Genomic DNA, 22,506 nt, shown 5'->3' with positions numbered 1-22,506 from the left:
CGCACAACGGAGAACCACGATGCGGAAGATACTCATAGTCGGAGCCGGTCAGTCCGGGCTCCAGCTCGCTCTCGGACTGCAGTCCAGAGGGTACGAAGTCACCCTCATGTCCAACCGGACGGCCGACGAGATCCGCTCCGGCCGGGTCATGTCGACACAGTGCATGTTCCACACGGCCCTTCAGCACGAGCGGGACTACCAGCTCAACTTCTGGGAGTCCCAGGCCCCGCGCATCGAGGGCCTCGGCGTCTCGGTCGCCGGACCGGACTCCTCGCGCGCCGTCGACTGGGTCGGCAGGCTGGACGGCTACGCCCAGTCCGTCGACCAGCGCGTGAAGATGGCCGGCTGGATGGAGACCTTCGCCCAGCGCGGCGGACAGCTCGTCATCCACGGCGCGGCCGTCTCGGACCTGGACTACTTCTCCCGCACCTACGACCTGGTGCTGGTCTCGGCCGGCAAGGGCGAGCTGGTGTCCATGTTCGGCCGGGACGCCTCCCGTTCGCCGTTCGACGCCCCGCAGCGCGCCCTGGCCGTCGCCTACGTCCACGGCATGGGCCCGCGTCCGGAGCACCCGGAGTTCGACGCGGTCCGCTGCAACCTGGTCCCGGGCGTCGGCGAGCTGTTCGTCATGCCCACCCTGACCACGTCCGGCCGCGCCGACATCCTGTTCTGGGAGGGCGTCCCCGGTGGCCCCCTCGACGTCTTCCAGGGCATCAAGGACCCCTCGGAGCACCTGGCGAAGACGCTGGAGCTGATGGAGCGGTTCACCCCCTGGGAGTACGCCCGCGCCACCAAGGTCGAACTGACCGACGCCAACGGCACCCTGGCCGGACGGTACGCCCCCACGGTCCGCAAGCCGATCGGCCGGCTCCCCGGCGGCGGTCTCGTCCTCGGAGTGGCGGACGTCGTCGTCGCCAACGACCCGATCACCGGCCAGGGCTCCAACTCGGCGTCCAAGTGCGCCAACGCCTACCTGGACTCGATCATCGAGCACGGGGACCGGGAGTTCGACGCGGAGTGGATGCAGGCCACCTTCGACCGCTACTGGGAGACCGCCCAGCACGTCACCAAGTGGACGAACGCGATGCTCGGCGTCCCGCCGGAGCACGTGCTCAACCTGATCGGTGCCGCCGGCCAGCTCCAGCCGGTCGCCGACCGCTTCGCCAACGGCTTCAACGACCCGGCCGACTTCGAGAACTTCTTCTTCGACCCGGAGAAGACGAACGCCTACCTCGCGTCGGTCTCCGGTGCGTGACCGTTTGACCGTGTGATCGCTCGGTGATCGATTGCCGGTCACCATGAGAGATTGATCGTTTGGCTGATCGATCGACCGGTGGATCGATCAAACGATCACGGCCTCCGTGTCCGACGCCCTACGCGTCGGGTGCGGAGGCTTCTCCGTACCCGTCGTCCGAACCGTCGGACGCGCCGTCGGGGAGTTCCGGCGGGGTGTACGAGGCCAGCGGCGTGCTCTCCGGGTCGGGCCGGACCGCGCCGAGCAGCGGGTTGGCCGCCAGGGGCGAGACCTTCACCACGGAGCCGGGGCGGGGCGCCTGGACGACGAGGCCGTTGCCGATGTAGATCGCCACATGGGTCGCCTTGGGGAAGTAGACGATCAGATCGCCGGGGCGCAGTGCGTTCACCGAGACCTTTCGCAACTGCCGCCACTGCTCCTGGGAGGTACGGGGGATGGTGCGGCCGGCGCTCGCCCATGCCTGCGAGGTGAGCCCGGAGCAGTCGAAGGAGTCCGGACCCTCCGCCCCCCACACGTACGGCTTGCCGATCTGCCGGATCGCGTACCGGACGGCCGCGCCGCCCTCCTCCGTCGGCGGCCGGGACGAGGACAGCGCACCGGAGGCGACCAGGGCGTCCTGGGCGCGGTCCGTGCCCTGCTGCGCGAGGCGGTTCACCCCGGCGAGCTGATCGGTGGAGAGCGAGGCGAGCATGGCCTCCACCTCCGCGAGCCGGGCGCGCACCGCGTCGCGTTCCTTCTTCTGGCGTGCCGCCAGGACCTGTGTGCGGTCCAGGACCGCACGCGAGGACTTCGCGAGTGCGGCGGCCCGCTTCTCCGCGACGTCGAGCCGCTTCATGGTGGCCACCCGGCCGGCGGCCAGCCGCTGGATGACCTGCCCCTGGTCCAGGGCGGTCGCCGGGTCGCGCATCAGCAGCAGCCGCAGGTAGAGGGAGAGGTCCGAACGGCCCTGGTACTGCTCACGGGCCAGCCGGCCCGCGTCGTCCCGGCTGCGCGACAGCGCGAGCCGCGCGGTGACCACCTGGGCGTCGAGCTTCTTCGCCTCGGCGGTCCGCTTCTTCAGCTCGGCGGCCGTCCCGTTGTACGTCTCGGTGGCCTCCTCCGCCTGCTGGTAGAGGCTCTGGAGCCGGGTCAGCAGCGCGGGGACGCCGGCCGGGGCGGCCTGCGGTCCGGCCGCCGGGGCGGCGGGGTCCGAGGGGCCGGGCGAGGGAGCCGGAGCGGCGGCGGCCGGTGAGGTCACGACGACGGCGGCCAGCGCCGCCGTGCCGATGGAACGCAGAAGCCTGCCCGACACGACATCACCTCCGGGAACGGGGTGAATCGTGCGACTACCCCATGAGTGAGCGCAATTGGTCCATACGCTCACTCACCGGGGGGCGATGCAAGAACCTCAGGGGTGGTGGCCGGTCGATTCCCCCGACCGGCCGACCGCTCACTGATCGTTTGCCCCATGGAACGATCGATTGATCGCTTTGCCTTTCCATTGATCGTTTGGCTGAGGGGCCGATCGATTGACCGATCGCGCGACCAAACGAAAGCCGTCAGTCGACCGGGAAGGCGTAGACGACGCGGCCGCGCCGCACCAGGGCGGTCCGGCCGTACGTCAGCACCTGGTACCCGGCGGTGACGGTTCCGCCCTGGGGGTCCTGCTCACCGACGTCCTGGAACTTCCACAGCCGTCGCCCGTCCGCCGCCGCGAAGGCGGTGACCTGGCCGGCGCTCGCCGCGAGCAGCGTGCGGCCCGAGCCGCTGACGGCCAGTGAGGGCGCCGAGCCGTTGGCCACCGCTTCCGTGGAGCGGCGCCAGCGGAGCTTGCCGGAGGCCCGGTCGACGGCGCCGACCTCCTGGTTCCGGCTGGTGGTGTGCAGGGTGGCACCCGCCTCGACGGAGGGGCCGAAGACGGAGCCCGGCGTGCCGTTGAGCGTCCACTTCGGACGGCCGGCCGGAGTTTCGAAAGCGCGCAGGTCGTCGCCGACCGCCGCGAAGAGCGTGCCGTCGGCGTCGCCGGTCGCCGCGTCGTCGGGCGTCACCGTGCCGAAGGACTTGGTCCAGCGGAGCTTGCCGGTCTCGCGCTCGAAGCAGCGGAAGACGGCCTTGCCCTTGGCGGCCTTCACATCGGCCGGGGTGAGCGTGGGCCGGCTCTGCCGTACGACGATGTCGTCCGGGCGGACGGCGGTCAGCCGGTACACCGGAGCGGCCGGGCCCCGGCCGGTGGGCACCGGGGCACGCCACAGTTCCTTGCGCTGCTCGACGTCGTAAGCGAACAGATAGGACCTGACGACCTTTCTGTCCTTGCCGGGCTTCTTTCCCTTCTTCGGCTTGGGTGCCTTCACGGTGACCTGGTACGAACCGGTGAACCAGACGGTCGCCCCGGACGCGCCGACGATCTGCCCCATGGCGAGACCGGAGGCGTTCTCGAATCCGTCGGCGTACGCCACCCGGTGGGCGACCTTCCCGTCCTTCGCCGCCAGCCACAGGAACTCGGAGGGCCCCGCGACGAAGCAGAACTCCTTGCCGGCCGCCAGCGCCGCCTGGCCCTTGGCGGCGTCCGGGCTCTCCCAGATCCGGCGGCCGGTGTTCAGGTCGATGGCGGAGGCGTGGTTGTCGCCCGTCAGCACGAGCAGCCGCTCGTTCCAGAGCGCGGCGGTGAGCGGCGACGGTTCGGCGGCGGGCAGGGTGTGGATCCAGCGCGGCTGCGGCGCGAGACCGGCGACGGTCGGCCGGCTCGGTTCGGGGGCGGGTTTGGCGTCCGGCTCGGGCGCCGCCTCCTCGTCCCCCAGCGCCAGGACTCCGCCGCCCCCGATCACCAGCCCCGCGACACCGGCCGCGGCCCCGATCAGCAGCGTCCGCCGGTCGACCGGGGCGGCCTTCGCGGCGGAACCCGACGACACCGGCCGCGCAGGGTCCGCCCCTTCGGGCACGCCGCCGCCGGCCGCCGGAGGCCGCACCTCGGACGAGGGCGCGGAGGACGGGGAAGCCGGCGCCGGTACGGGCAGCGGCTGCGGGGGCGCCGACAGATCGGGCCCGGCGGGCAGTTCACGCGGTACGGAGAGCTGAGCCGTCACCCGGTCGGGGCGCGGTGCCGAGGGGTCGATGACGCCCAGCTGCGCGGTCCGGGTGTCCTGAAGGGGCGCGGGGGCGTCCGGGGCGGGCGCCTCGGGCACCACCGCGTCCGCGACCGCCGCGTCCGTGATGTCCGCCTCGGCCCCTGCCGCGTTGTTCACCGGTGCATCGGCAACGACCGCGTCCGCGACGGACCGGCCCTCACCCGGGCCGTCCCCTGCCGGCCCGTCTCCTTCCGGCTCGTCCCCTGCCGGCCGGCCCTCGGCCGGTGCCTCCAGCTTGCGGGCCGCCGCTTCCTGTTCGGCCACGGCTGCGGCGAGCGGGGCCGGGAGCCAGCCGCCCCGGGCGAGGCCGGCGGCGCCCTCCAGGGCCAGGTCGGCGGCGACGGCGCCCGCCTCGGGGCGGTCGGCGGGGTCCTTGGCCAGACAACGGGCGACCAGATCGCGCAGGGCGTCCGGGACGTCGTCGAGGCGCGGTTCGGAGCGGGCGATCCGCTCGACGGCCTCCTCGGCGGGGCCGTCGGCCAACGGGGTGCTGCCCGTCGCCGCGTACGCCAGCAGCAGACCGAGGACGAAGAGGTCGGAGGCCGGTCCGGCTTCCTGGCCCGTGACCTGTTCGGGAGTCAGGTAGCCGAGCCGTACGGAGAGCTGGCCGCCCGGCCGGGCCTCGGCGGCGGCCGCCGCGCCCAGCGGACCGAAGGCGGTGAGCCGGGGGCCGTCCTCGGCCAGGAGCACGGTCCGGGGCGCGAGGCCCTGGAGGACGGCGCCGGTCGCGTGCACCCGGGACAGGGTCTCGGCGATGCCCGCGCCCAGTATCCGTACGGCACGTTCGGGCAGCGGCCCGGCCAGGTCGATCGCCTCGGCGAGCGTCAGCGCCGGGACGTACGGCGAGGCGGTCCACAGCCCGTCCCCGTCCCCGTCCGGCGCCGCGTCGGCCGGGGTGTCGATCCGGGGCGCGACCCAGCCGCCGGCCAGCCGGTCGGCGGTGCGGGCCTCGGCCTGGAAGCGGCGTCGGAAGGCGGGCAGTTCCGCCAGGCCGGGCCGGGCGGCGGTCACCACGACGAGGTCGTCCCCGGAGGTGTCCCGCGCGAGGTACTGGAGGGCGGCGGCCGTCTCGCGGAAGCGCGCCAGCACCGTGTACGGGCCGAAGCGGCGTGGATCGTCCTGACGCAGCGCCTCCATGGCGCACCCCCTCTTGACCGTCCCTCGGACCTGAGCGCCGATCTTAGAGGGTTCGCCGCCGCCTTCGCGGGGCCGGTCAGGCCCGCTTCGACCAGGGCCACTTCGGGCGGTGCGGTCCGCGTCCCTCGGGGACGTACTCGTACACCCAGCCCCGTTGGATGCCCAGTCGGGGGGTGTGACCGGCCGGCGCCCTCCGGTACGCGTGCACGGTGGCCGGGGCGTCGTCGGTGGCCGGCACCGGGACCTCGTACCACTTGGGCGGGTGGCCGGTCGGGCCGACCAGGACCGGCAGTACCCGGCCGTCCAGCGGGCCGCCGGTGAAGCGGGTGTTCTCGGATCTCACCGCCCCAGTCTGACCGATCGGTGATCCGGGCGGCCGATCGGCCGGCTCGCTCAGTCCTCGCTCGGCGGCAGCAGATGCTCGGCCGCGCCGACGAGCGGCGCGAGACGGTCCGCCAGCCGGCCCGCCGGGCCCGCCGCGGTCTCCAGGGGCAGGAGCGCGGCCACCGCCTCGGCGGTGCGCACGTCGCTGGCGGCGGTGACGGCGAGGAGGCCGATGAAGTGGTCGACGAGCCAGTCGCGCAGTTCTTCCGGGTGGGGTTGCTTGCCCTCGTCGAGCCAGATGAGCGAGGCGGCTTCGACGGCGGCGATCCACGTGCGGACCATCATGCGCAGCCGGGGTGCCGGTTCGCTGTTCTCGTCGTGGCCCAGGTGCAGGAGGATCTGTTCGGCCGCGGACCGCCGTACCTCGTCCACGATGGTGCTCGTCCGGGACGTCTCGGCGACGCTGCCGCCGCGCAGCAGGGCGCTGAAGCCCGCGTCGTGCTGGTCGACGAAGGCGAGGTAGCGGTCGAGGACGCGGGTCACCCGTTCCGTGGGCGGGCCCATGGCCGGCTCCGCGAAACAGAGCTTCAGCTCCTCGGCGGCGGAGCGGAGCGCGGCCTCGTACAACTGCTGCCGACCGCCCGGGAAGTAGCGGTAGACCAGCGGGCGCGAGACCCCGGCGACGGACGCCACCTCGTCCAGGGAGACCTCGTCCGGGGCCCGGTGGGCGAAGAGCGTCAGGGCCGCACCGAGGAGCTGGGTGCGTCGTTCCTCGACGCTGAGCCTTCGGTACGCACGGCTGGGCGGCGCGGCTGCGGCAGGGGTCATAACAGGCACCCTAGGCCCTTTCCCGCGGAACGAGCCGGGTCCGAGCCATACCCGGGCGGCCTCACGCAAGCAGTCCCGACTGCTTCCAGAGTCTGCGGCCGACCCCGTTCAGGACGCCGATGTCGTCGAAGAAGTCCGTCAGCTTCTTCGCCCCGGTCTGCATGACCTCCGCGCGGTGGCCGCTCGCCCGGACCTGGGCGACGGCCTCGCGGCGGTCCAGACCGACGTTCTCGTACACCTGGGGGTTGACGAAGCAGACGGAGAAGACGCGGGCGGCCTCCCCGCAGTTGACGCGGGTCAGTTCGCGCTGCCAGCGCGGGGCGGTGATCATCTGGCGGCGCAGTTCCTCGCGGGCGTAGCGCACGTGCCGCGCCTCCTCGATCACATGGATGCGGGTCACTCCGCGCACCAGCGGCTGGACGCGCTCGTCCGGGAAGGTCAGGCGCTGCATCCAGTCGAGGATCTCCTCGCCGAGCAGGGTAGAGGCGAAGGAGCCGGGGGTGGTGGAGATGGTCTTCAGGACGCGGGCGAGGTTGTGGTAGCGGCGTGGTACGGGGTAGCTGGGGGAACCGCCCCAGGTGATCATCCGGCCGAACATCATCGAGTGCCGGCACTCGTCGGCGATCTCGGTGAGCGCGTAGCGGACGTGGTTGCTGACGACGGGCTTGTCGTAGATGTGCCGGACCAGCAGCTGCATGAGGATGATCTCGAACCAGATGCCCAGGGAGGCCAGCGAGGCCGCCTCGTGGCGGGACAGCTCCTGGCGCTGCTCCTCCGACATCCGGCGCCACAGGGGGGTGTCGTACAGGGAGAGCAGCTCGGGCGGCCAGTACCACTTGCCGTCCACGGGCGGGGTGTCCCAGTCGAGCTCCCGGTCCGGGTCGAAGGAGTGCTTGGCGGACGCCTCCAGGAGGCGCAGGGCGACCTGTTCGCGGTCGCGGAGCGGGCCCAGTGCGTCGCGGAGCAGCTGTACATCGCGTTCGGTCGCGGTCGTCATGGCGGGACGTGCCTCTCCCAGGGGTTACCGGCGGTCACCCACTATGAGACTGCCTGTCAGCAAGTCAGTCAATCCCCTGGCGCACGACTTGTTGACCCGGCGTCTACCAACGTGTGAATCTGCCAACTGAGCCAGGAACCACGTGACTTACCGGAGTATCGCGAGGCGAAGGAGCCGTCCGTGTCGACACACGACCTCTACACCACCGCCCCCGAGGAGCCGCTGTGGACGGTGCCCGCCACCGGCGCGGCCCGCTTCAGCTGGGATTACGACGACGGCCGCGAACGCCTCCTCGCCCTCTACCAGAAGGGCAAGGACAAGCAGTGGGACGGCAACAAGCGCATCGACTGGAGCCTGGAGGTCGACCCCACCGACCCGCTCGGCACCCCCGACGAGGCCCTGCCCCTCTACGGGACGCCGCACTGGACGAAGATGACCGAAAAGGACCGGGGCGACCTGCGCCGGCACTACACCTCCTGGCAGTTCAGCCAGTTCCTCCACGGTGAGCAGGGCGCGATGATCTGCGCCGCCCGGATCGTGGAGTCCGTCCCCGACCTCGACGCGAAGTTCTACTCGTCCACCCAGGCCATGGACGAGGCCCGGCACGCCGAGATCTACGGGCGCTTCCTCCACGAGAAGGTCGGGATGCTCTACCCGGTCAACGACAACCTCCAGGGGCTCCTCGGGGACACCCTGCGCGACTCCCGCTGGGACATGCCCTACCTCGGCATGCAGGTCCTCATCGAGGGCTTGGCGCTCGCCGCGTTCGGCATGATCCGCGACACCACGACCAAGCCGCTGCCCAAGCAGATCCTCGCGTACGTCATGCAGGACGAGGCCCGCCACGTCGCCTTTGGCCGCATGGCCCTGCGCGACTACTACAAGCAGCTCAGCGACGCCGAACTGCGGGAGCGCGAGGAGTTCGTCATCGAGGGCTGTCACCTGATGCGCGACCGGCTCAGCGGGGTGGAGGTGCTGGAGAACTTCGGCATCGCCAAGCAGGAGGCGAAGGAGCTCTCCGAGCACTCGGAGTTCCTCCAGCTCTTCCGCAAGCTGCTGTTCAGCCGGATCGTGCCGTGCGTCAAGGACATCGGCCTGTGGGGCGAACGCCTCCAGAAGGCGTACGTCGACATGGGCGTCTTCGACCTCGGCGACTCCAACCTCGACCTCCTCATGGCCCAGGACGAGGAGATCGCCGAGGAGCTGGACCGCCAGCGCTTCGCCGCCGAGGAACAGGCCCGCGTCGCGGAGGTCGCGGAGGCGATAGCCGAGGGAGCCTGAACCGGCGGTGTCGGACCTCCCGCGTCCCGACCGGGCCGCGGCAGTCCGGGCGGGCAGAACGCGGCCGGAAACCGCTGTACGGTCCCGGGCCGGTGGCGGGAGGATGCGTGGGTGTCCACCGAAGCCACCGCCGCCCAGGACCTTGCCGCCGCCCGCCGGAGCCTCGAAGCGCTCGCGCTCGGGGACGCGTTCGGCGAGCGGTGGTTCCGGCTGTTCCGGCCGCCCCGGCAGGCGGTCAACGAGATCCGCGCCCGCCGCCTCCCGCACGAGCCCGTCTGGCACTGGACCGACGACACGGCGCTCGCCCGCGCCCTGTACCGGATGCTCGACGAGCGCGGGCGCGTCGAACAGGACCGGCTCGCGCTCCTCTTCGCGCTCGCCTTCGACGCCGACCGGGCACGGGGGTACGGCCACGGCATGCACCTGCTGCTGCCCCAACTGCTGACCGACCCGGCCGACTGGCGGACCCTGGCCCCCGGGCTGTTCGAGGGCGGCAGCCTCGGCAACGGCGCCGCGATGCGCGTGGCTCCGCTCGGCGCCCGCTTCCACCACGACCCGGGCCTCGCCGCCGAACAGGCCGTGCTCCAGGCCGAGGTCACCCACGCCCACCCCGAGGGGATCGCCGGAGCGGTCGCCGTCGCCGTCGCGGCGGCCCTCGCCGTGGAAGGCGGTCTCACACTCGCGCGGGTCGCCGGGCTGACGCCTCCGGGAGCCGTACGGGAGGGACTTCTGCGCGCCGCCGAGGTCCCCTTCGAGACCGCACCGTGGCGCGCGGCCGACCTCCTCGGCAACGGGCAGCGCATCCGCGCCGACGACACCGTGCCGTTCGCCCTGTGGACCGCCGCCCGCCACCCCGGCGATCTGGAGGCCGCTCTCTGGGCCACCGCCGAAGGACTCGGGGACGTCGACACCACGTGCGCGATCACGGGCGGGGTCGTCGGCGCGGCCACCGGGGTGGAGGGCATGCCGGAGAGCTGGCTGCGCCGGCGTGAACCCCTTGACTGACAGGACCCCGTGCGCCCGGGGCACTCGAAATCGTGTTCGCCCCCATGCCGTAACTTGGGCGCCATGACCACCCCGCCGCCTCCGCCCCCGCAGGACCCGTACGGCACCCCGCAGGACCCGTACGGCCCGCCGCCGGGTCCGTACGGCCCCGCGCAGCCGTCCTCGCAGCCGCAGTACAACCCGTACGCACAGCCGGGGCAGCCGGGGCAGCCCGCTCCCGGGCAGCCGCCGTACGGGTACGGGCAGCCGGGGCAGCCGTGGGGCGGTCCCGGGTTCGTCCCTGTGCCGCCGCGGCGCAAGCGGACCGGGCTGGTCGTCGGGATCGTGGTCGGCGCGCTGGTGGTGGCGGGCGGCATCGCGTTCGGCGTCGCCAGGGTGCTGGACTCGGCGGTCGAGAAGGGCGACCTCCCGACGGTCGGCGCCTTTCCGGAGGCCAAGTACCGGCTGACCGTGCCGAAGACGCTCCTCGACGACGAGTACAGCCTCGTCAAGGACTCCTCGGCGACCGACGGGCGGGAGATCGAGGACACCTACGACCCGAGCATCAGGAACGCCAAGGCCGTCGTCGCCCAGTACAGCTCCGACGACGGCGGCAGCCTGATCGTCTCCGGCATGTGGGGGCGCATCAAGAGTCCCGCGTTCACCCGGGAGAAGATCCTGGAGGGCGCCGTGCAGAACGACGGCATGACGATCGCCGTTCCCGCCCGCGACTTCCGGCCCGAGGGCTACGACGTCACCGTCTCCTGCCAGGTGGTGCGCTCGGTGCAGGGAGGCGTCACCAGCACCCTGCCCATGTGCGCCTGGGGTGACGACAACACCGCGTCGTTCGTCGCCGTCGTCACCCCGGAGACCGCCGTCCTGGCCCCCGAGAAGGTCGACCTGGACAAGGCCGCCCTGGACGCCGCCCGGGTCCGCGCCGAAGCACGCCGGCCGATCGGCGGCACGGCGGCCGGCTGACCCCCGCCCCACGCCTCCTCACGGCCACCCCGCCGGCCGATCGGTGGCACCGCCGCCGGCGCCGACCCCCACCCCCACGCCTTTCCACGGCCACCCGCTGCCCCCTGCCACCCCACGCGTCCTCACGGCCGCGCCGTCCCCAGCACCCTTTCCGCCGCCGAGGCCATGGCGAGCAGCGCGGCGTCCGCGCCCCGGTCGGCGACCAGTTGGAGCCCGACCGGGCAGCCGTCGCCGGTGAAGCCGGCGAAGACGCTGGCCGCAGGATGCCCGCTGAGGTTGAAGGACCAGGTCAGTGAGGTCGAGAAGGTGTCGCCCGGGCCGTCGTGGCCGTGCGGGCGGTTCGGGGTGACGGGGGTCAGGAGCAGCGGCGTGCGCGCGAAGAAGGCATCCAGCCGGCGGTCGTTCTCCTCGCGCGCCTCCGCCTGCTCCCGGGGCACGTGCCCGGCGCGCACCGCCTGCCAGGCCGCCGCCGGGTCCAGCAGCGTGCACGCGGGTCCGGTGAGCCGGACGACGCCCGCCGCCACGAGCCGGTCCACCGCGCCGCGCACCACCGCCGCGACCTCCGGTTCGACCTCGGCGTACCCGAGGTCGGTGCTGTGGGCGGCGGGCAGCGGCAGCGTCACGGGGACCGGCGCGTAGCCGTCCAGGACCCCGCGCAGATACGTCTCCGCGTCGGCGGCCGTACGGGCGAGCACCCCCGGCGCCGCCAGTCCGGACCGGTCGCCGGACGGCAGCAGCCCGTTGGTCGTCTTCAGGCCGAACACCCCGCACCACGCGGCCGGGATACGCACCGACCCCGCCCCGTCGCCGCCGGTCGCCAGCGGGACCGCGCCCGCCGCGACGGCCACCGCCGAACCGGCCGACGAACCTCCGGGGGTGCGGTCGGGCCGCCACGGATTGAGGGTCCGTCCCCGCGTCCCCAGTCCCCAGGTCTGCCAGGCCGTTCCGGGCCCCGGCACGGCCGTCGAGCCGATCGGGATCCCGCCCGCCGCGATCAGCCGCCGCGCGGCGGGGGAGCGCAGGCCGGTGCGGCCCTTCACCGCGAAGGGCAGCCCGGCCAGGGGGAGACGGGCCGCCCCGGGCTCCCGGGCACGCGCCTGCTCGTGCCAGATGTCGAGGAAGGCGTGGAGCCGCGCGTCCGCCCGCTCGGCGGCGTCCAGCGCGCCCCCCACGTTCAGGAATCCGTGTCCGTCCATCGCCCCGGGCCCCCCTCGGATCGCGCTTCCCGGCCACCGCCCGCCGGACGGACCACAGTCTCTCCTCGCGGCCTCGATTCCGGAGCATCGGTCTCTCCGCGTGGCCTCGATTCCGGAGCATCGGTCTCTCCGCGTGGCCTCGATTCCGGAGCATCGGTCTCTCCGCGTGGCCTCGATCACGGAACTCGGCTTCCCCACCCTGCCCAATAACGGAACTCACCCTCCCCGCGCCGCCTCCCTCAGGGAACTCACCCTCCCAGCGCCGCCTCCATCACCGAACGGGCGATCGGGGCCGCGCTGCCGCCGCCGCTGATGTCGGCCCGGTCGGCCGCCGCGTCCTCCACGACGACGGCCACGGCGACGGCGGGCCGGCCGCTGTCCGGGGCCTGGGCCCAGGAGATGAACCAGGCGTACGGGGTCCCCGAGTTGTCCACGCCGTGCTGGGCGGTGCCGGTCTTGCCGCCGACGGTGACCCCGTCGATCGCCGCGTTGGTGCCGGTGCCGTCGCGCACCACGTCGATCATCATCTGCCGCAGCCGCATCGCCGTCATCGGGTTCATCGCCCGGTGGTACGTCCGCGCGCCGGTCGTGCGGACGGTGGAGCCGCCGTGCGTGGTCGTGCGTTCCACGAGGTGGGGGCGCATCAGCTCGCCGCCGTTGGCGACGGCCGAGGCCACCATCGCCATCTGCAACGGTGTCGCGGTGGTGTCGAACTGGCCGATCGAGGAGAGGGCCAGCTGGTCGTCGCTCATCTCGGTGTCGAAGTTGCTCTTCGCCACCCCGGACGGGATCCGCAGCCCCGTGTCGTTGAAGCCGAAGCGCCCGGCGGCCTCCACCATGCCCTTGAGCCCGACCTCCACGCCCAGATGGGCCATCACGGTGTTGCAGGAGACCCGGATCGCGTCGGCCAGCGAGGCCTCCTCGCAGCCGCGCGACTCGTTGGGCAGCGTCGTGGTGGTGCCCGGCAGGACGTAGGGGGACGGGGTGCCGGTCGGGGCGTCCGGATCGGTGACGACCTCCGCGTCCAGCGCGGCGGCGGCCGTCACGATCTTGAAGGTGGAGCCGGGCGGATACGTCTGCCGGATCGCCCGGTTCAGCATCGGCTGGCTGGACGCCGCGTTCAGCTCGCGCCAGGCGTCGGTGACGGCCGAGCCGGTGCCCGAGAGCCGCCCGGGGTCGTAGGACGGGGTGGAGACCAGTGCGAGGATCCGGCCGCTCGTCGGCTCGATGGCCGCCACCGCGCCGCGCCGCCCGTCGAGCCCCTGGTAGGCGGCGCGCTGCACGGCCTCCCTGATCGTGGTGACGACGTTCCCGCCCGGCTGCCGGCTCCGGGTGATCTCGTTCCAGAAGGGCAGCGGCGCCAGCATCGGATCGGTGCCCGCGAGGACGTCGTCCTCGGCGTGCTCCAGCAGGGTGGTGCCGTACGTCTGCGAGGCGTAGCCCGTCACCGGGGCGTACAGCGGGCCGTCGCGGTAGGTGCGCTCCCAGGCCAGTTGCTCGCCGGTGTCCTTCGAGCCGGTGACCGGCCGGCCGTCGACCAGGACGTCGCCGCGCGGCTGGTCGTAACGGGCGATCGTGGTACGGCGGTTGGCGGGGTTGTCGTCGAGTTCGTCGGCGTCGAGGACCTGGACGCGGGCGGCGTTCAGCAGCAGGGCCACGAGCAGCAGCAGGCAGAACGCGGCGGCGCGCCGGATGTGGCGGATCACGAGCCGGCTCCTTCGGGGGCGGGGGCGACGACTCCGGTCTCCACCCGGTCGGGGCGCGGGCGGCGGGCGAGGTCGCTGAGGCGGATCAGCAGCGCCACGATGATCCAGTTGGTGACCACGGAGGAGCCGCCCTGGGCGAGGAACGGCATGGCCATCCCCGTCAGCGGGATCAGCCCCATCACCCCGCCCGCGATGACGAAGACCTGGAGCGCCAGGATCGAGGCGAGCCCGATGGAGAGCAGCTGGCCGAAGGGGTCGCGCAGCACCAGCCCGGCGCGGTAGCCGCGCGCCACCAGCAGCGCGTACAGCAGGAACACCGCCGTGAGCCCGGCCAGGCCCAGTTCCTCGCCGGCCGTCGCCAGGATGAAGTCGGACTTGGCGGCGAAGCCGATGAGGACGGAGTGCCCGAGCCCGAGCCCGGTGCCGAGCATCCCGCCCGCGGCGAACGCGAACAGCGACTGGGCGAGCTGCCCGGGGCCCTGTCCGGCGTCGATGGACGCGAACGGATCGAGCCAGTCCTGCACCCTGCTGTGCACATGGGGTTCGAACGAGCCGACGACGAAGGCCCCCACGGCGGCCAGCAGCAGTCCGACGGCGATCCAGCCGGTCCGCCCGGTCGCCACGTACAGCAGGATCACGAAGAGGCCGAAGAACAGCAGCGAGGTGCCCAGGTCCCGTTCCAGGACCAGCACGCCGACGCTGATCAGCCAGATCGCCACGATCGGCCCGAGCACCCGGCCGGTGGGCAGCCGCAGCCGCTGGACCGTGCGCCCGGTGTACGCCAGCGCGCCGCGGTTCGCCGCGAGGTAGGCGGCGAAGAACACCGCGAGCAGGATCTTGGCGAACTCACCGGGCTGGAAGGAGAACCCGCCGATCCTGATCCAGATCTTCGCCCCGTTCACCGCCGGGAAGAAGATCGGCACGATCATCAGCACGAGGGCCGCGGCGACCGAGAGGTACGCGTACCGCTGGAGCACCCGGTGGTCGCGCAGGAACACCACCACCGCGATGAAGAACGCGACCCCGAGCGTGGACCAGACGAGCTGGGTCGGGGCCGCCCTGTCGTGCGGGGTCTCCAGGTCCAGCCGGTAGATCAGCACCAGCCCGAGCCCGTTGAGGAGCACGGCGATGGGCAGCAGCAGCGGATCGGCGTACGGGGCGCGCAGCCGGACCGCGAGATGCGCCAGCAGCGCGAGCAGCCCCAGACCGCCGCCGTAGCCGAGCACATCGGGCGGGACGGCGTCGTCGTGGGCCAGACCGACGGCGGTGTAGCCGTAGACGGAGAGGAGGACGGCCCCGATGAGGAGCGAGAGTTCCACGCCGCGCCGCCGGGGCAGGCGCAGCTCGGGCGGGGGAGCGTCCGCCGTCGATGCGGTCATGCCCCGCAACGTAGCAAGAGGTGGGGCTTATTTCCCTTATGTCATAGTGCGGAGGTTCGCAGGTCGGACGGCGGGGTACGGGCTCCCGCCGCGTCCTCAGTGCTGACCGGGCGTCCGGCCCTGCGCCCCGGGGGCGGCGCCGGGCTGCGGGCTCCCGCCGAACGGGTTCCCGTCCTGCGACGCCACGTGCTGGGCGAGCAGCTGGTCGGCCTGCTCCTTGGGGATGCGCTGCTCCCCGCCGCAGAAGGTGCACTGGGTGGCGTACTTCGTCGAGAACGGGAACAGCGGGACGAAGAACAGCGTGAACTTCGTCACCCGCTTGCGCAGCGTGTGCGCGGCCGGGTTCCCGCACCAGCCGCAGACCAGCGTGAGGATCGCCAGCTGGTACAGATAGCCGCGCGTGCCGAAAATGATCATGTCGTGGGTCCCTTCCCCGTATCACCCAGGAGCGCCCGGCGGCAGAGCGCCAGCAGCTTCTCGTCCTCGTATGTGTCATGGCTGCCGTAGCCGCCGTCCATCGCGTTGTGACGGCGTACGGAGGCGAGTTCGGCCCGCAGTACCCGCGCCGTGTCCGGCCCCGCGTCCGCGGCCCCCGTCCGTGCCAGGTGCTCGGCCACCCGGACCCTGACGTGACGGTTCTTCTCCCAGGCCGCGAGGAGCACCGGTACGGATTCCCCGGCCCGACCGGAAACCTCCCACAGCGCGATCGCCGCGTCCACCCGCAGCCACAGCTCCTCGTGGCGCAGCAGCCCCCGCAGCCGGGGCGCCTCCGCCGCCGCGTGCCCGCCGAGCCGGCCCAGCGCGCCCGCCGCCGCCCGCCGTTCGTTCACCTGCTCCGCGCGCAGCCCCTCGGCCAGCACCGGCAGCACCGCCCCGGCGTCCCCCTCGACCGCCCACAGCGCCCGCGCCGCCTCGATCGCGCCCGCCGTCCCGGCCCGGCCCATCAGCGCCCGCAGCTCGGGGACCGCGCACCGCGCCGCCGGACCGAACGAGCCGAGCGCCCGCAGCGCCGCCGTCCGCAGCCACTCGCCCCGGTACGCCGGCGCCCCGCGCAGCAGCCGCAGCACCTCCGGCGCGGCCTCGCCCGCCCGCAGCGCGGTCAGCCCGGCGAGCAGCGGGCTCGCCCGGTCGTACGCCTCCTCGTCCAGCGCCACCTCGCCCAGCCGGCGGCGCAGCGCACCGGCCAACGGCCGGGCGGCCTCCCCGAGATGGGCCAGGGCGTATCCCACGTCGTGCGGCACCTCGGGCCGCTCCAGGGCAGCGCCGAGGGCCGGCAGCGCGCGGGCGTCGCCCAGCCGGGCCAGGGCCTTCACCGCACTGCCCAGACAGGGCGGCCCGCTCGCCCACTCCTTCACCCAGCCGCCCGGATCGGCCGCCACCCGGGCGGCCAGCGCGTCCGCGGCCGGCGCCGCCAGGCCGAACAGCTCCTCCAGCACGTGCGAGGCGGCCTCGGACAGCCGGGGCTCGTCCGAGGCGAGCTGCTCCCCGACGAGCCGGACCAGCTCCCCGTACGCCCCGCGCCAGGTGCGGATCAGTCCTCCGCTCATCCGCACCGCGTCGATGCGCTGCCCCGGGTCCGGGCTGCACAGCTGGTCGGTGAGCAGCGCCGTGCGGTCCGCGATCCGGTCGTCCAGGCCGACGTGCAGGGTGCGCAGCAGATCGGCCGTCCAGGGGGCGCTGCGCCCGGCCCGGTCCTCGGCGGACAGCGAGCGCAGCTGTCCCAGCAGGGTCACCGGGGCGGCCTCGGTCCCGGCGGTCTCCTCGCCGTGCGCCTCCGCCGCGCGGGGGCCGGCCTCGCCGGAGTCCGCGCCGGACGCGTCCCCGGGCGCCGAGCGCAGTTGCCGCAGGAGTCCGGCGACCACCCGCACCACATCGGCGGGCAGCTCCTCGGGCGCGCACCGGGCGAGCTGGGCCAGGGCGGCCAGCCGCAGCCCCGGCGGATGCGCCCCGGCGGCCAGCCGGCCCAGGCACGCGGCGCTGCGCCCGGCCACCGGGCGGTGCCGCAGCGCCAGCCGGCCCGCGGCCTCGATCAGGGCGAGGCGCACCTCCTCGTCCCGTTCCACGGTGATCCGCTCGCAGAGCACGGTCAGCACTCTGGCCGGATCGCCGTGCAGGGTGGCGAGGGCCAGCGGGGCGCTGACCCGGACGCCCGGGTCCTCGTCGGCCAGGAGGGCGAAGAAGACCTCGGAGCCCGCGCTGACGGCCGCGGCGGCCATCGCGTAGTTCGCCGCGCCGTCCGCCTCGTCCGCCGCCTCCCCGATGTCCTCCTCGTCCACGTCGATGCCGCCGATGCTCGTCAGCAGCTCGACCACACCGCCCCGGTCGGGGACGCGGGGGTCCGCGACCAGTTCGAACAGGAAGGGGATGCAGGCGAGCGTGCAGGCGTAGACGTCGCCCTGGTGGTGCACCGCCCCGTACATCCCGTCCAGCGCGGCTTCCCGGCGCACCGGATCGGCGGACGCGAGGCCCTGGAGCAGCCCCGGAACGTCGTCGGCGGGTCCGTACGCATGCTCCATCGAGGCCCAGTCGACCTCGTCGATCCCCGCGAACACGCCATCGCCTCCCCACGGTCTCCTTGCGGCAGTGTCTGCGCAGAGTGTGCACCACCGCTCGGACAATCCGACCGCACCCGACCAGCTTTTGGCCTTGCGCATGACAATGAAGGCGGCCATACGGTATATCCCGGCCGCGCCGGGCGCGCACGGCGCACGGGACGCGGCCGGGGCGGCTCCGGCTACCGGGTGTCGCGTGCCCCCCGGCTACCCGGCCTCCGGCACCGGACGCCCCCGGTCCGTCTCGGTGAGCGGGGCGAGCAGATCGCCGTGGAGCGCCAGCCGCCCGGCCATGTCCCCGGCGAGGAACACCAGGTCCCCGGGGTCCTCGCACCCCTCGATCTCGGCCCAGGTGACCGGGGCCGACACCGTGGGCTCGGCGCGGGCGCGCAGGGTGTACGGGGTGGCGGTCGTCTTCGCCGCCGCGTTCTGGCTGAAATCGACGAACACCTTGCCCGGCCGCAGCGCCCGCCGCATCCGGTGCACCACCAGCTCCGGCAGCTCCCGCTCCGCCCGGACGGCGAGCGCCTTCGCGTACGCCGACACCCGCGCGGAGGGCGTGGGCTCCACCGGGACGAGCAGATGCAGCCCCTTGGAGCCGGAGGTCTTCCCGTACGCCTCCAGGCCGTCCTCCGCCAGGCGCTCGCGCAGCCAGCGTGCGACCCGGCAGCACTCCACGACGGTGGCCGGTGCCCCCGGGTCCAGGTCGAACACCATCCGGTCGGCCGTCCCCGGAGCCTCGGCCCGCCACTGCGGGGTGTGGAACTCCACCACCAGATTGGCCGCCCACATCAGGGACGCCAGCCCGTCCACCACGATCTGCAGGGCCCCCTCCTTCTCGTGGTGCGGCACAGGGGCGGTGCGTACCCAGGACGGCGTACCGGGCGGCGGGTTCTTCGTGAAGAACAGCTGCCCCTCCGGGCCGTCCGGATAGCGCAGGAAGGAGAGCGGCCGGTCCCGCAGATGCGCCAGCAGGGGCCCGGCGACCGTGGCCGCGTAGTAGTGCAGCACCTCGCCCTTGGTGGTGCCCGTGGCCGGGTACAGCACCTTGTCCAGATTGCTCAGCGCCAGGCGCCGCCCCTCCACCTCTGTGATCGGCGTCATACGATAAGAGTCACACGAAATACGGATCTGTACGGACTTGTGCGGATGAACGTAAGGGGTGACCGGTGAGGTCCATATGGAACGGCGCCATCTCCTTCGGGCTGGTCAGCATCCCGATCAAGCTGGTCAACGCCACCGAGAACCACGCGATCTCCTTCCGCCAGATCCATCTCGCGGACGGTGGCCGGATCCGCTACCGCAAGGTGTGCGAGATCGACGGCGAGGAGGTGGGCTCCGGCGAGATCGGCAAGGCGTACGAGGAGGCCGACGGCACGATGATCCCGATCACCGACGAGGATCTGGGGTCCCTGCCGCTGCCCACCGCCAAGACCATCGAGATCGTCGCCTTCGTGCCGGCCGACGCCATCGACCCGCTCCAGATGGACGCCGCGTACTACCTCTCCGCCAACGGGGTACCGGCCGCCAAGCCGTACACCCTGCTGCGCGAGGCGCTGAAGCGGAGCAACAAGGTCGCCCTCGCCAAGTACGCGCTGCGCGGCCGTGAGCGGCTGGGCATGCTGCGCGTCGTGGACGACGTCATCGCCATGCACGGGCTGCTCTGGCCGGACGAGATCCGGGCCCCCGAGGGGGTCGCCCCGGAGGCCGACGTCACGGTCCGCGACGCCGAACTCGACCTGGCCGACGCCCTGATGGACACCCTCGGCGAGGTCGACATGGACTCGCTGCACGACGACTACCGCGAGGCCGTCGAGGAACTGATCGCGGCCAAGGCGTCCGGCGAGACGCTGGAGCCATCGGCCCCCGACTCCTCCGGCGGCAAGGTCATCGACCTGATCGCGGCCCTGGAGGGCAGTGTCCGGGCGGCGAAGGAGGCGCGTGGCGAGGAGACGGGGGAGGCGGAGGACGGGGAGGCGGACGGCGAGGGCCGGGTCGCCGAGGTGACCTCGCTCTCCGGGCGGGGGAAGTCCGCGCAGAAGGGCACCGCGGCGAAGAAGAAGACGTCCGGATCGCGCAAGCCGGCCGCGAAGAAGAGCGCACCGGGCGGCCGTTCCGCCACCACCAAGAAAAAGAGCGCCGAGAAGGCGTCCGGCGGGACCAAGAAGGCCGCCGCGAAGAAGACGTCCGAGCGGCGCACCCCGCGCAAGCGGGCTTCCGCCTGATTCCGCGCGCGGACTCCCTCCGGGGCGGCCGGGGGACCGGGAAGACGCACGGAGGGATACGGACCGGACCGCACCGAAACAGACCTGCGAACCAAAACGGACCGGAGCGCACCGAAATAGGCCGGCGCACCGAAACGGACCGGACCGCACCGAAATGGTTCGGCGAAATCGAAACGGACCGGAGCGCACCGAAACGGACCGGACGGCCGCCGTGGGGATCGCCCCGCGACGGCCGTCCGGCCCGTTCCTCAGGTCTCCGTTCCTCAGGTCTCCGCCGGTGTCAGCGCCCGCGGAAGGAGCCGACGTATCCGGGTGCCGGAGTGCCGACGCCGGTGACGTCGTCGTAGCCGCGCACGGCGGCCAGCGAGGCGTCCTTGCCGAGGCTGCGCACCGAGGTCCGCAGCCCGTCCGCCGCGTCCACGCCGTTGACGAAGTCCACGCGGGCGACGGCCAGATCACGCGTGGCGCCCAGCGGGTGGTCCGTCACGTCGTGGTACGCCGCCGAGCCGTAGCGGGCGTAGATCGCCGGGTTGGCGAAGCCGAGGGGACGCCCGTGCGCCGCCTGCTGGGCGAGGGCCTGCACACCGGCGACGACCGGCGCGGCCAGCGACGTACCGCCGATGCGGTACTCGTCGTACGCGAGGGAGCCGTCGGGCATGGTCTGCGTCTGGCCGACCAGGAAGCCGGTGTTCGGGTCCGCGACCGCCGCGATGTCCGGCACGGTGCGCATCCGGGTCTTCCCGTTGGCGCGGGCCAGGGCGTCCGGCACGGTGCCGCGCTGGTAGGACGGCTGCTTCACGGTGGCGCTGGTGCCGCCGCCCGCGCCCGAGGTGTACGCGCCGGGGAAGCCGGTCCAGCTGAGGCCGTCCGCCGACAGGGGGGCGTTCATCGTGCCCCAGCCGGTCTCCCACTGGTACGCGTCGTGCTTGCCGACGGCCAGCGAGGTGCCGCCGACCGAGGTCACCCAGGCGGAGTTGGCGGGGACGTCGACCTGCTTGGTCCCGGTGGACGCGACGTTGTCGCCGGCGTCGCCCGAGGAGAAGTAGAAGCCGATGCCCTCGACCGCGCCCATCTTGAACACCTGGTCGTAGGCGAGCGCGAGGTCCGGGGTCTGGTTGGCCTCGACGTCGCCCCAGGAGTTGGAGACGATGTCGGCGAGCCGGGAGTCGACGACCTTGTTCAGCGAGTCGAGCAGGTCGTTGTCGTAGCAGGACGCGCCGCCCACGTACACGATGTTCGCGTCCGGTGCGACGGCGTGCACGGCCTCGACGTCGAGGGTCTCCTCGCCGTACCAGCCGGAGGCCCCGCACTCCTCGGTCTTCGTGTAGTCGTCGGGGAGGACCTGGGTGAGCTGCCCGCGCCGGTAGGGCGCGTCCCCGTTGCGCCCGGCGTACTCGGAGGCGTCCTTCGCGATGGTGGGGGAGGCGTACGCGTCGGTGATCGCGACGGTCACGCCCTTGCCCGTGTAGCTCCCGGCCCCGTACGCGGCGCGCAGCTGCTTGCCGGTGTAGCCCTTGACCGCGTACGGCACCTTCGCGCCGTAGGCATCCGGCAGGGAGGAGGCGGTGTTCGAGCCGAAGTAGCTGGAGAACGGGCCGGAGTTACGGAACACGGCGTCCGGCGGCGGCAGGACCTCGTCGTGGCTGGAGCGGTGCGGGGCGTTGTCCAGGCCGGAGACGGCGAGGACGGCGTCACCGAGCGCGGCGGGCACGGTAGCGGTGGCCGCCGGGGCCCGGTAGGTCCGGCCGCCCCTGCGGTAGTCGCGCAGCTGGGTGCCGAAGGCCCGCTCGGCCGTGGCGACGTCACCGGTGGCCGAGACATAGTGCTGGTCGGCGCCCGTGACGGTGAGCCCGGACTCCTTCAGCCACCGGCTCACCCGGTCGATCTGCTCCCGCGTCGCCCCGAACCGGGCCTGCGCCTCGGCAGGGCTCAGATACTTCCCGTACGAGGCCGAGTCCGGGTCGGACACGGCGGCGGCGTACGCCGTGAGGCCCTTGGCATCCCGCCCGGCCAGGTGGACCCGGACGGAGACCTTCGCGCTGTCGGCCGAGGCGCCCCGGTCGGCCGACGCGGTGGCCCAGGCCGGCTTGGTCCCCTGCAACGCCGCTCGGGCGCCGGGTGCGGCGTCTGCGCTGGCGTCGGGTATCCCGAGGGCGAGCGCCCCGGCGAGCATGGGCAGTGTCACTGCCATGCTCAGCCCGGCGCGTCGTCCGGCGCGGCTGATTCTCAACGTAACCCCCTGCGATATGGGTCTCGCGTGCGGACCATGTGCCGGATGATGTGCACATGTAAGGGGCACTCTGGCGAGGAACTTCTCATGTATGGGACATGTATTCGCCAAGAATCGGCCAAGGGTGATCCCCGCACGGCCGGTTGACACCGAATCGCCGGGCTTCGGCCCCTCGTCTTACGGACTCCGGCGACGGCGGGTAGAGTCCGAAGGGCCGCGACTGGCGTGCACCCCGCGCGGGTGTTCCGTGGAACCGACCACGAGGGAGCGGCACACCCGGGCGTGCCCGGGGGCCATCGCCGGAGAGCCGTCCGCCTGGGCGATCCGGGT

17 protein-coding genes are annotated in these 22,506 nt (G+C 73.1%); 5 read left to right on the top strand and 12 right to left on the bottom strand.

Annotated features, from left to right (window positions below; translation table 11 throughout):
• Nucleotides 1–19: 19 nt before the first annotated feature.
• A complete protein-coding gene (locus tag ACWCXC_RS25255; protein ID WP_450682781.1) occupies nt 20–1,255 on the top strand; it encodes a styrene monooxygenase/indole monooxygenase family protein in 1,236 nt (411 codons plus the stop codon).
• A 118-nt stretch (nt 1,256–1,373) separates the two neighbouring features.
• On the opposite strand, the gene ACWCXC_RS25250 is transcribed toward ACWCXC_RS25255, so the two are convergent.
• The 5 genes from ACWCXC_RS25250 to ACWCXC_RS25230 all read right to left on the bottom strand — a co-directional run bounded on the left by ACWCXC_RS25250 (nt 1,374) and on the right by ACWCXC_RS25230 (nt 7,645).
• Nucleotides 1,374–2,546: an NlpC/P60 family protein gene (locus ACWCXC_RS25250; protein ID WP_450890608.1), complete on the bottom strand. Its 1,173-nt coding sequence runs from the start codon at nt 2,544–2,546 to the stop codon at nt 1,374–1,376.
• Between the two features lie 247 nt (nt 2,547–2,793).
• Nucleotides 2,794–5,496, bottom strand: coding sequence for an outer membrane protein assembly factor BamB family protein (locus ACWCXC_RS25245; protein WP_450890607.1), 2,703 nt, complete (start codon nt 5,494–5,496; stop codon nt 2,794–2,796).
• A 76-nt stretch (nt 5,497–5,572) separates the two neighbouring features.
• Nucleotides 5,573–5,839, bottom strand: coding sequence for a hypothetical protein (locus ACWCXC_RS25240; RefSeq protein WP_450890606.1), 267 nt, complete (start codon nt 5,837–5,839; stop codon nt 5,573–5,575).
• Between the two features lie 50 nt (nt 5,840–5,889).
• Nucleotides 5,890–6,648: a TetR/AcrR family transcriptional regulator gene (locus tag ACWCXC_RS25235; protein WP_450682785.1), complete on the bottom strand. Its 759-nt coding sequence runs from the start codon at nt 6,646–6,648 to the stop codon at nt 5,890–5,892.
• Between the two features lie 61 nt (nt 6,649–6,709).
• Nucleotides 6,710–7,645: an AurF N-oxygenase family protein gene (locus ACWCXC_RS25230; protein ID WP_450682786.1), complete on the bottom strand. Its 936-nt coding sequence runs from the start codon at nt 7,643–7,645 to the stop codon at nt 6,710–6,712.
• Nucleotides 7,646–7,825: 180 nt separating this feature from the next.
• Between ACWCXC_RS25230 and ACWCXC_RS25225 the strand changes: the two genes are divergently transcribed.
• The 3 genes from ACWCXC_RS25225 to ACWCXC_RS25215 all read left to right on the top strand — a co-directional run bounded on the left by ACWCXC_RS25225 (nt 7,826) and on the right by ACWCXC_RS25215 (nt 10,888).
• Nucleotides 7,826–8,926: a ferritin-like domain-containing protein gene (locus tag ACWCXC_RS25225; protein WP_450682787.1), complete on the top strand. Its 1,101-nt coding sequence runs from the start codon at nt 7,826–7,828 to the stop codon at nt 8,924–8,926.
• A 111-nt stretch (nt 8,927–9,037) separates the two neighbouring features.
• The gene (locus tag ACWCXC_RS25220) at nt 9,038–9,931 is read left to right on the top strand and encodes an ADP-ribosylglycohydrolase family protein (RefSeq protein WP_450890605.1); all 894 of its coding nucleotides are present in this window, start codon (nt 9,038–9,040) and stop codon (nt 9,929–9,931) included.
• Between the two features lie 63 nt (nt 9,932–9,994).
• The gene (locus ACWCXC_RS25215; RefSeq protein WP_450890604.1) at nt 9,995–10,888 is read left to right on the top strand and encodes a hypothetical protein; all 894 of its coding nucleotides are present in this window, start codon (nt 9,995–9,997) and stop codon (nt 10,886–10,888) included.
• 122 nt (nt 10,889–11,010) lie between these two features.
• Here ACWCXC_RS25215 and ACWCXC_RS25210 read toward each other — a convergent pair whose 3' ends face one another.
• From ACWCXC_RS25210 to ligD, 6 genes are all read right to left on the bottom strand, one after another.
• On the bottom strand, nt 11,011–12,084 hold the full coding sequence (locus ACWCXC_RS25210) for an amidase family protein (protein WP_450890603.1): 1,074 nt from the start codon (nt 12,082–12,084) through the stop codon (nt 11,011–11,013).
• Nucleotides 12,085–12,332: 248 nt separating this feature from the next.
• Entirely contained in the window at nt 12,333–13,790 is a 1,458-nt protein-coding gene (locus ACWCXC_RS25205) for a peptidoglycan D,D-transpeptidase FtsI family protein (protein WP_450890602.1), read from the bottom strand.
• A complete protein-coding gene (locus tag ACWCXC_RS25200; RefSeq protein WP_450683159.1) occupies nt 13,787–15,169 on the bottom strand; it encodes an FtsW/RodA/SpoVE family cell cycle protein in 1,383 nt (460 codons plus the stop codon). The genes ACWCXC_RS25205 and ACWCXC_RS25200 overlap by 4 nt, the downstream gene beginning before the upstream one ends.
• 96 nt (nt 15,170–15,265) lie before the next feature.
• Nucleotides 15,266–15,586 carry a zinc-ribbon domain-containing protein gene (locus ACWCXC_RS25195; RefSeq protein WP_450683158.1) on the bottom strand — a complete coding sequence of 107 codons (321 nt, stop codon included), beginning with the start codon at nt 15,584–15,586 and terminating at the stop codon, nt 15,266–15,268.
• Nucleotides 15,583–17,721, bottom strand: a complete 2,139-nt coding sequence (locus ACWCXC_RS25190) for a PBS lyase (protein WP_450683157.1) — start codon at nt 17,719–17,721, stop codon at nt 15,583–15,585. The genes ACWCXC_RS25195 and ACWCXC_RS25190 overlap by 4 nt, the downstream gene beginning before the upstream one ends.
• 207 nt (nt 17,722–17,928) lie before the next feature.
• Complete coding sequence (ligD, locus tag ACWCXC_RS25185; RefSeq protein ID WP_450890601.1) at nt 17,929–18,825, bottom strand: non-homologous end-joining DNA ligase; 897 nt, start codon at nt 18,823–18,825, stop codon at nt 17,929–17,931.
• 65 nt (nt 18,826–18,890) lie between these two features.
• Here ligD and ku point away from each other — a divergent pair, with 65 nt between their 5' ends.
• Nucleotides 18,891–19,946: a non-homologous end joining protein Ku gene (ku, locus tag ACWCXC_RS25180; protein WP_450890600.1), complete on the top strand. Its 1,056-nt coding sequence runs from the start codon at nt 18,891–18,893 to the stop codon at nt 19,944–19,946.
• Between the two features lie 280 nt (nt 19,947–20,226).
• On the opposite strand, the gene ACWCXC_RS25175 is transcribed toward ku, so the two are convergent.
• Nucleotides 20,227–22,137 (bottom strand): S53 family peptidase, encoded by a 1,911-nt coding sequence (locus ACWCXC_RS25175; RefSeq protein WP_450890599.1) that lies wholly within the window; start codon nt 22,135–22,137, stop codon nt 20,227–20,229.
• Nucleotides 22,138–22,506 lie beyond the last annotated feature (369 nt).

The organism is Streptomyces sp. NPDC001515 (assembly GCF_053597115.1).
The sequence above is the reverse complement of the archived record's forward strand: the minus strand, read 5'-3'. Positions and strand labels throughout refer to the sequence as shown.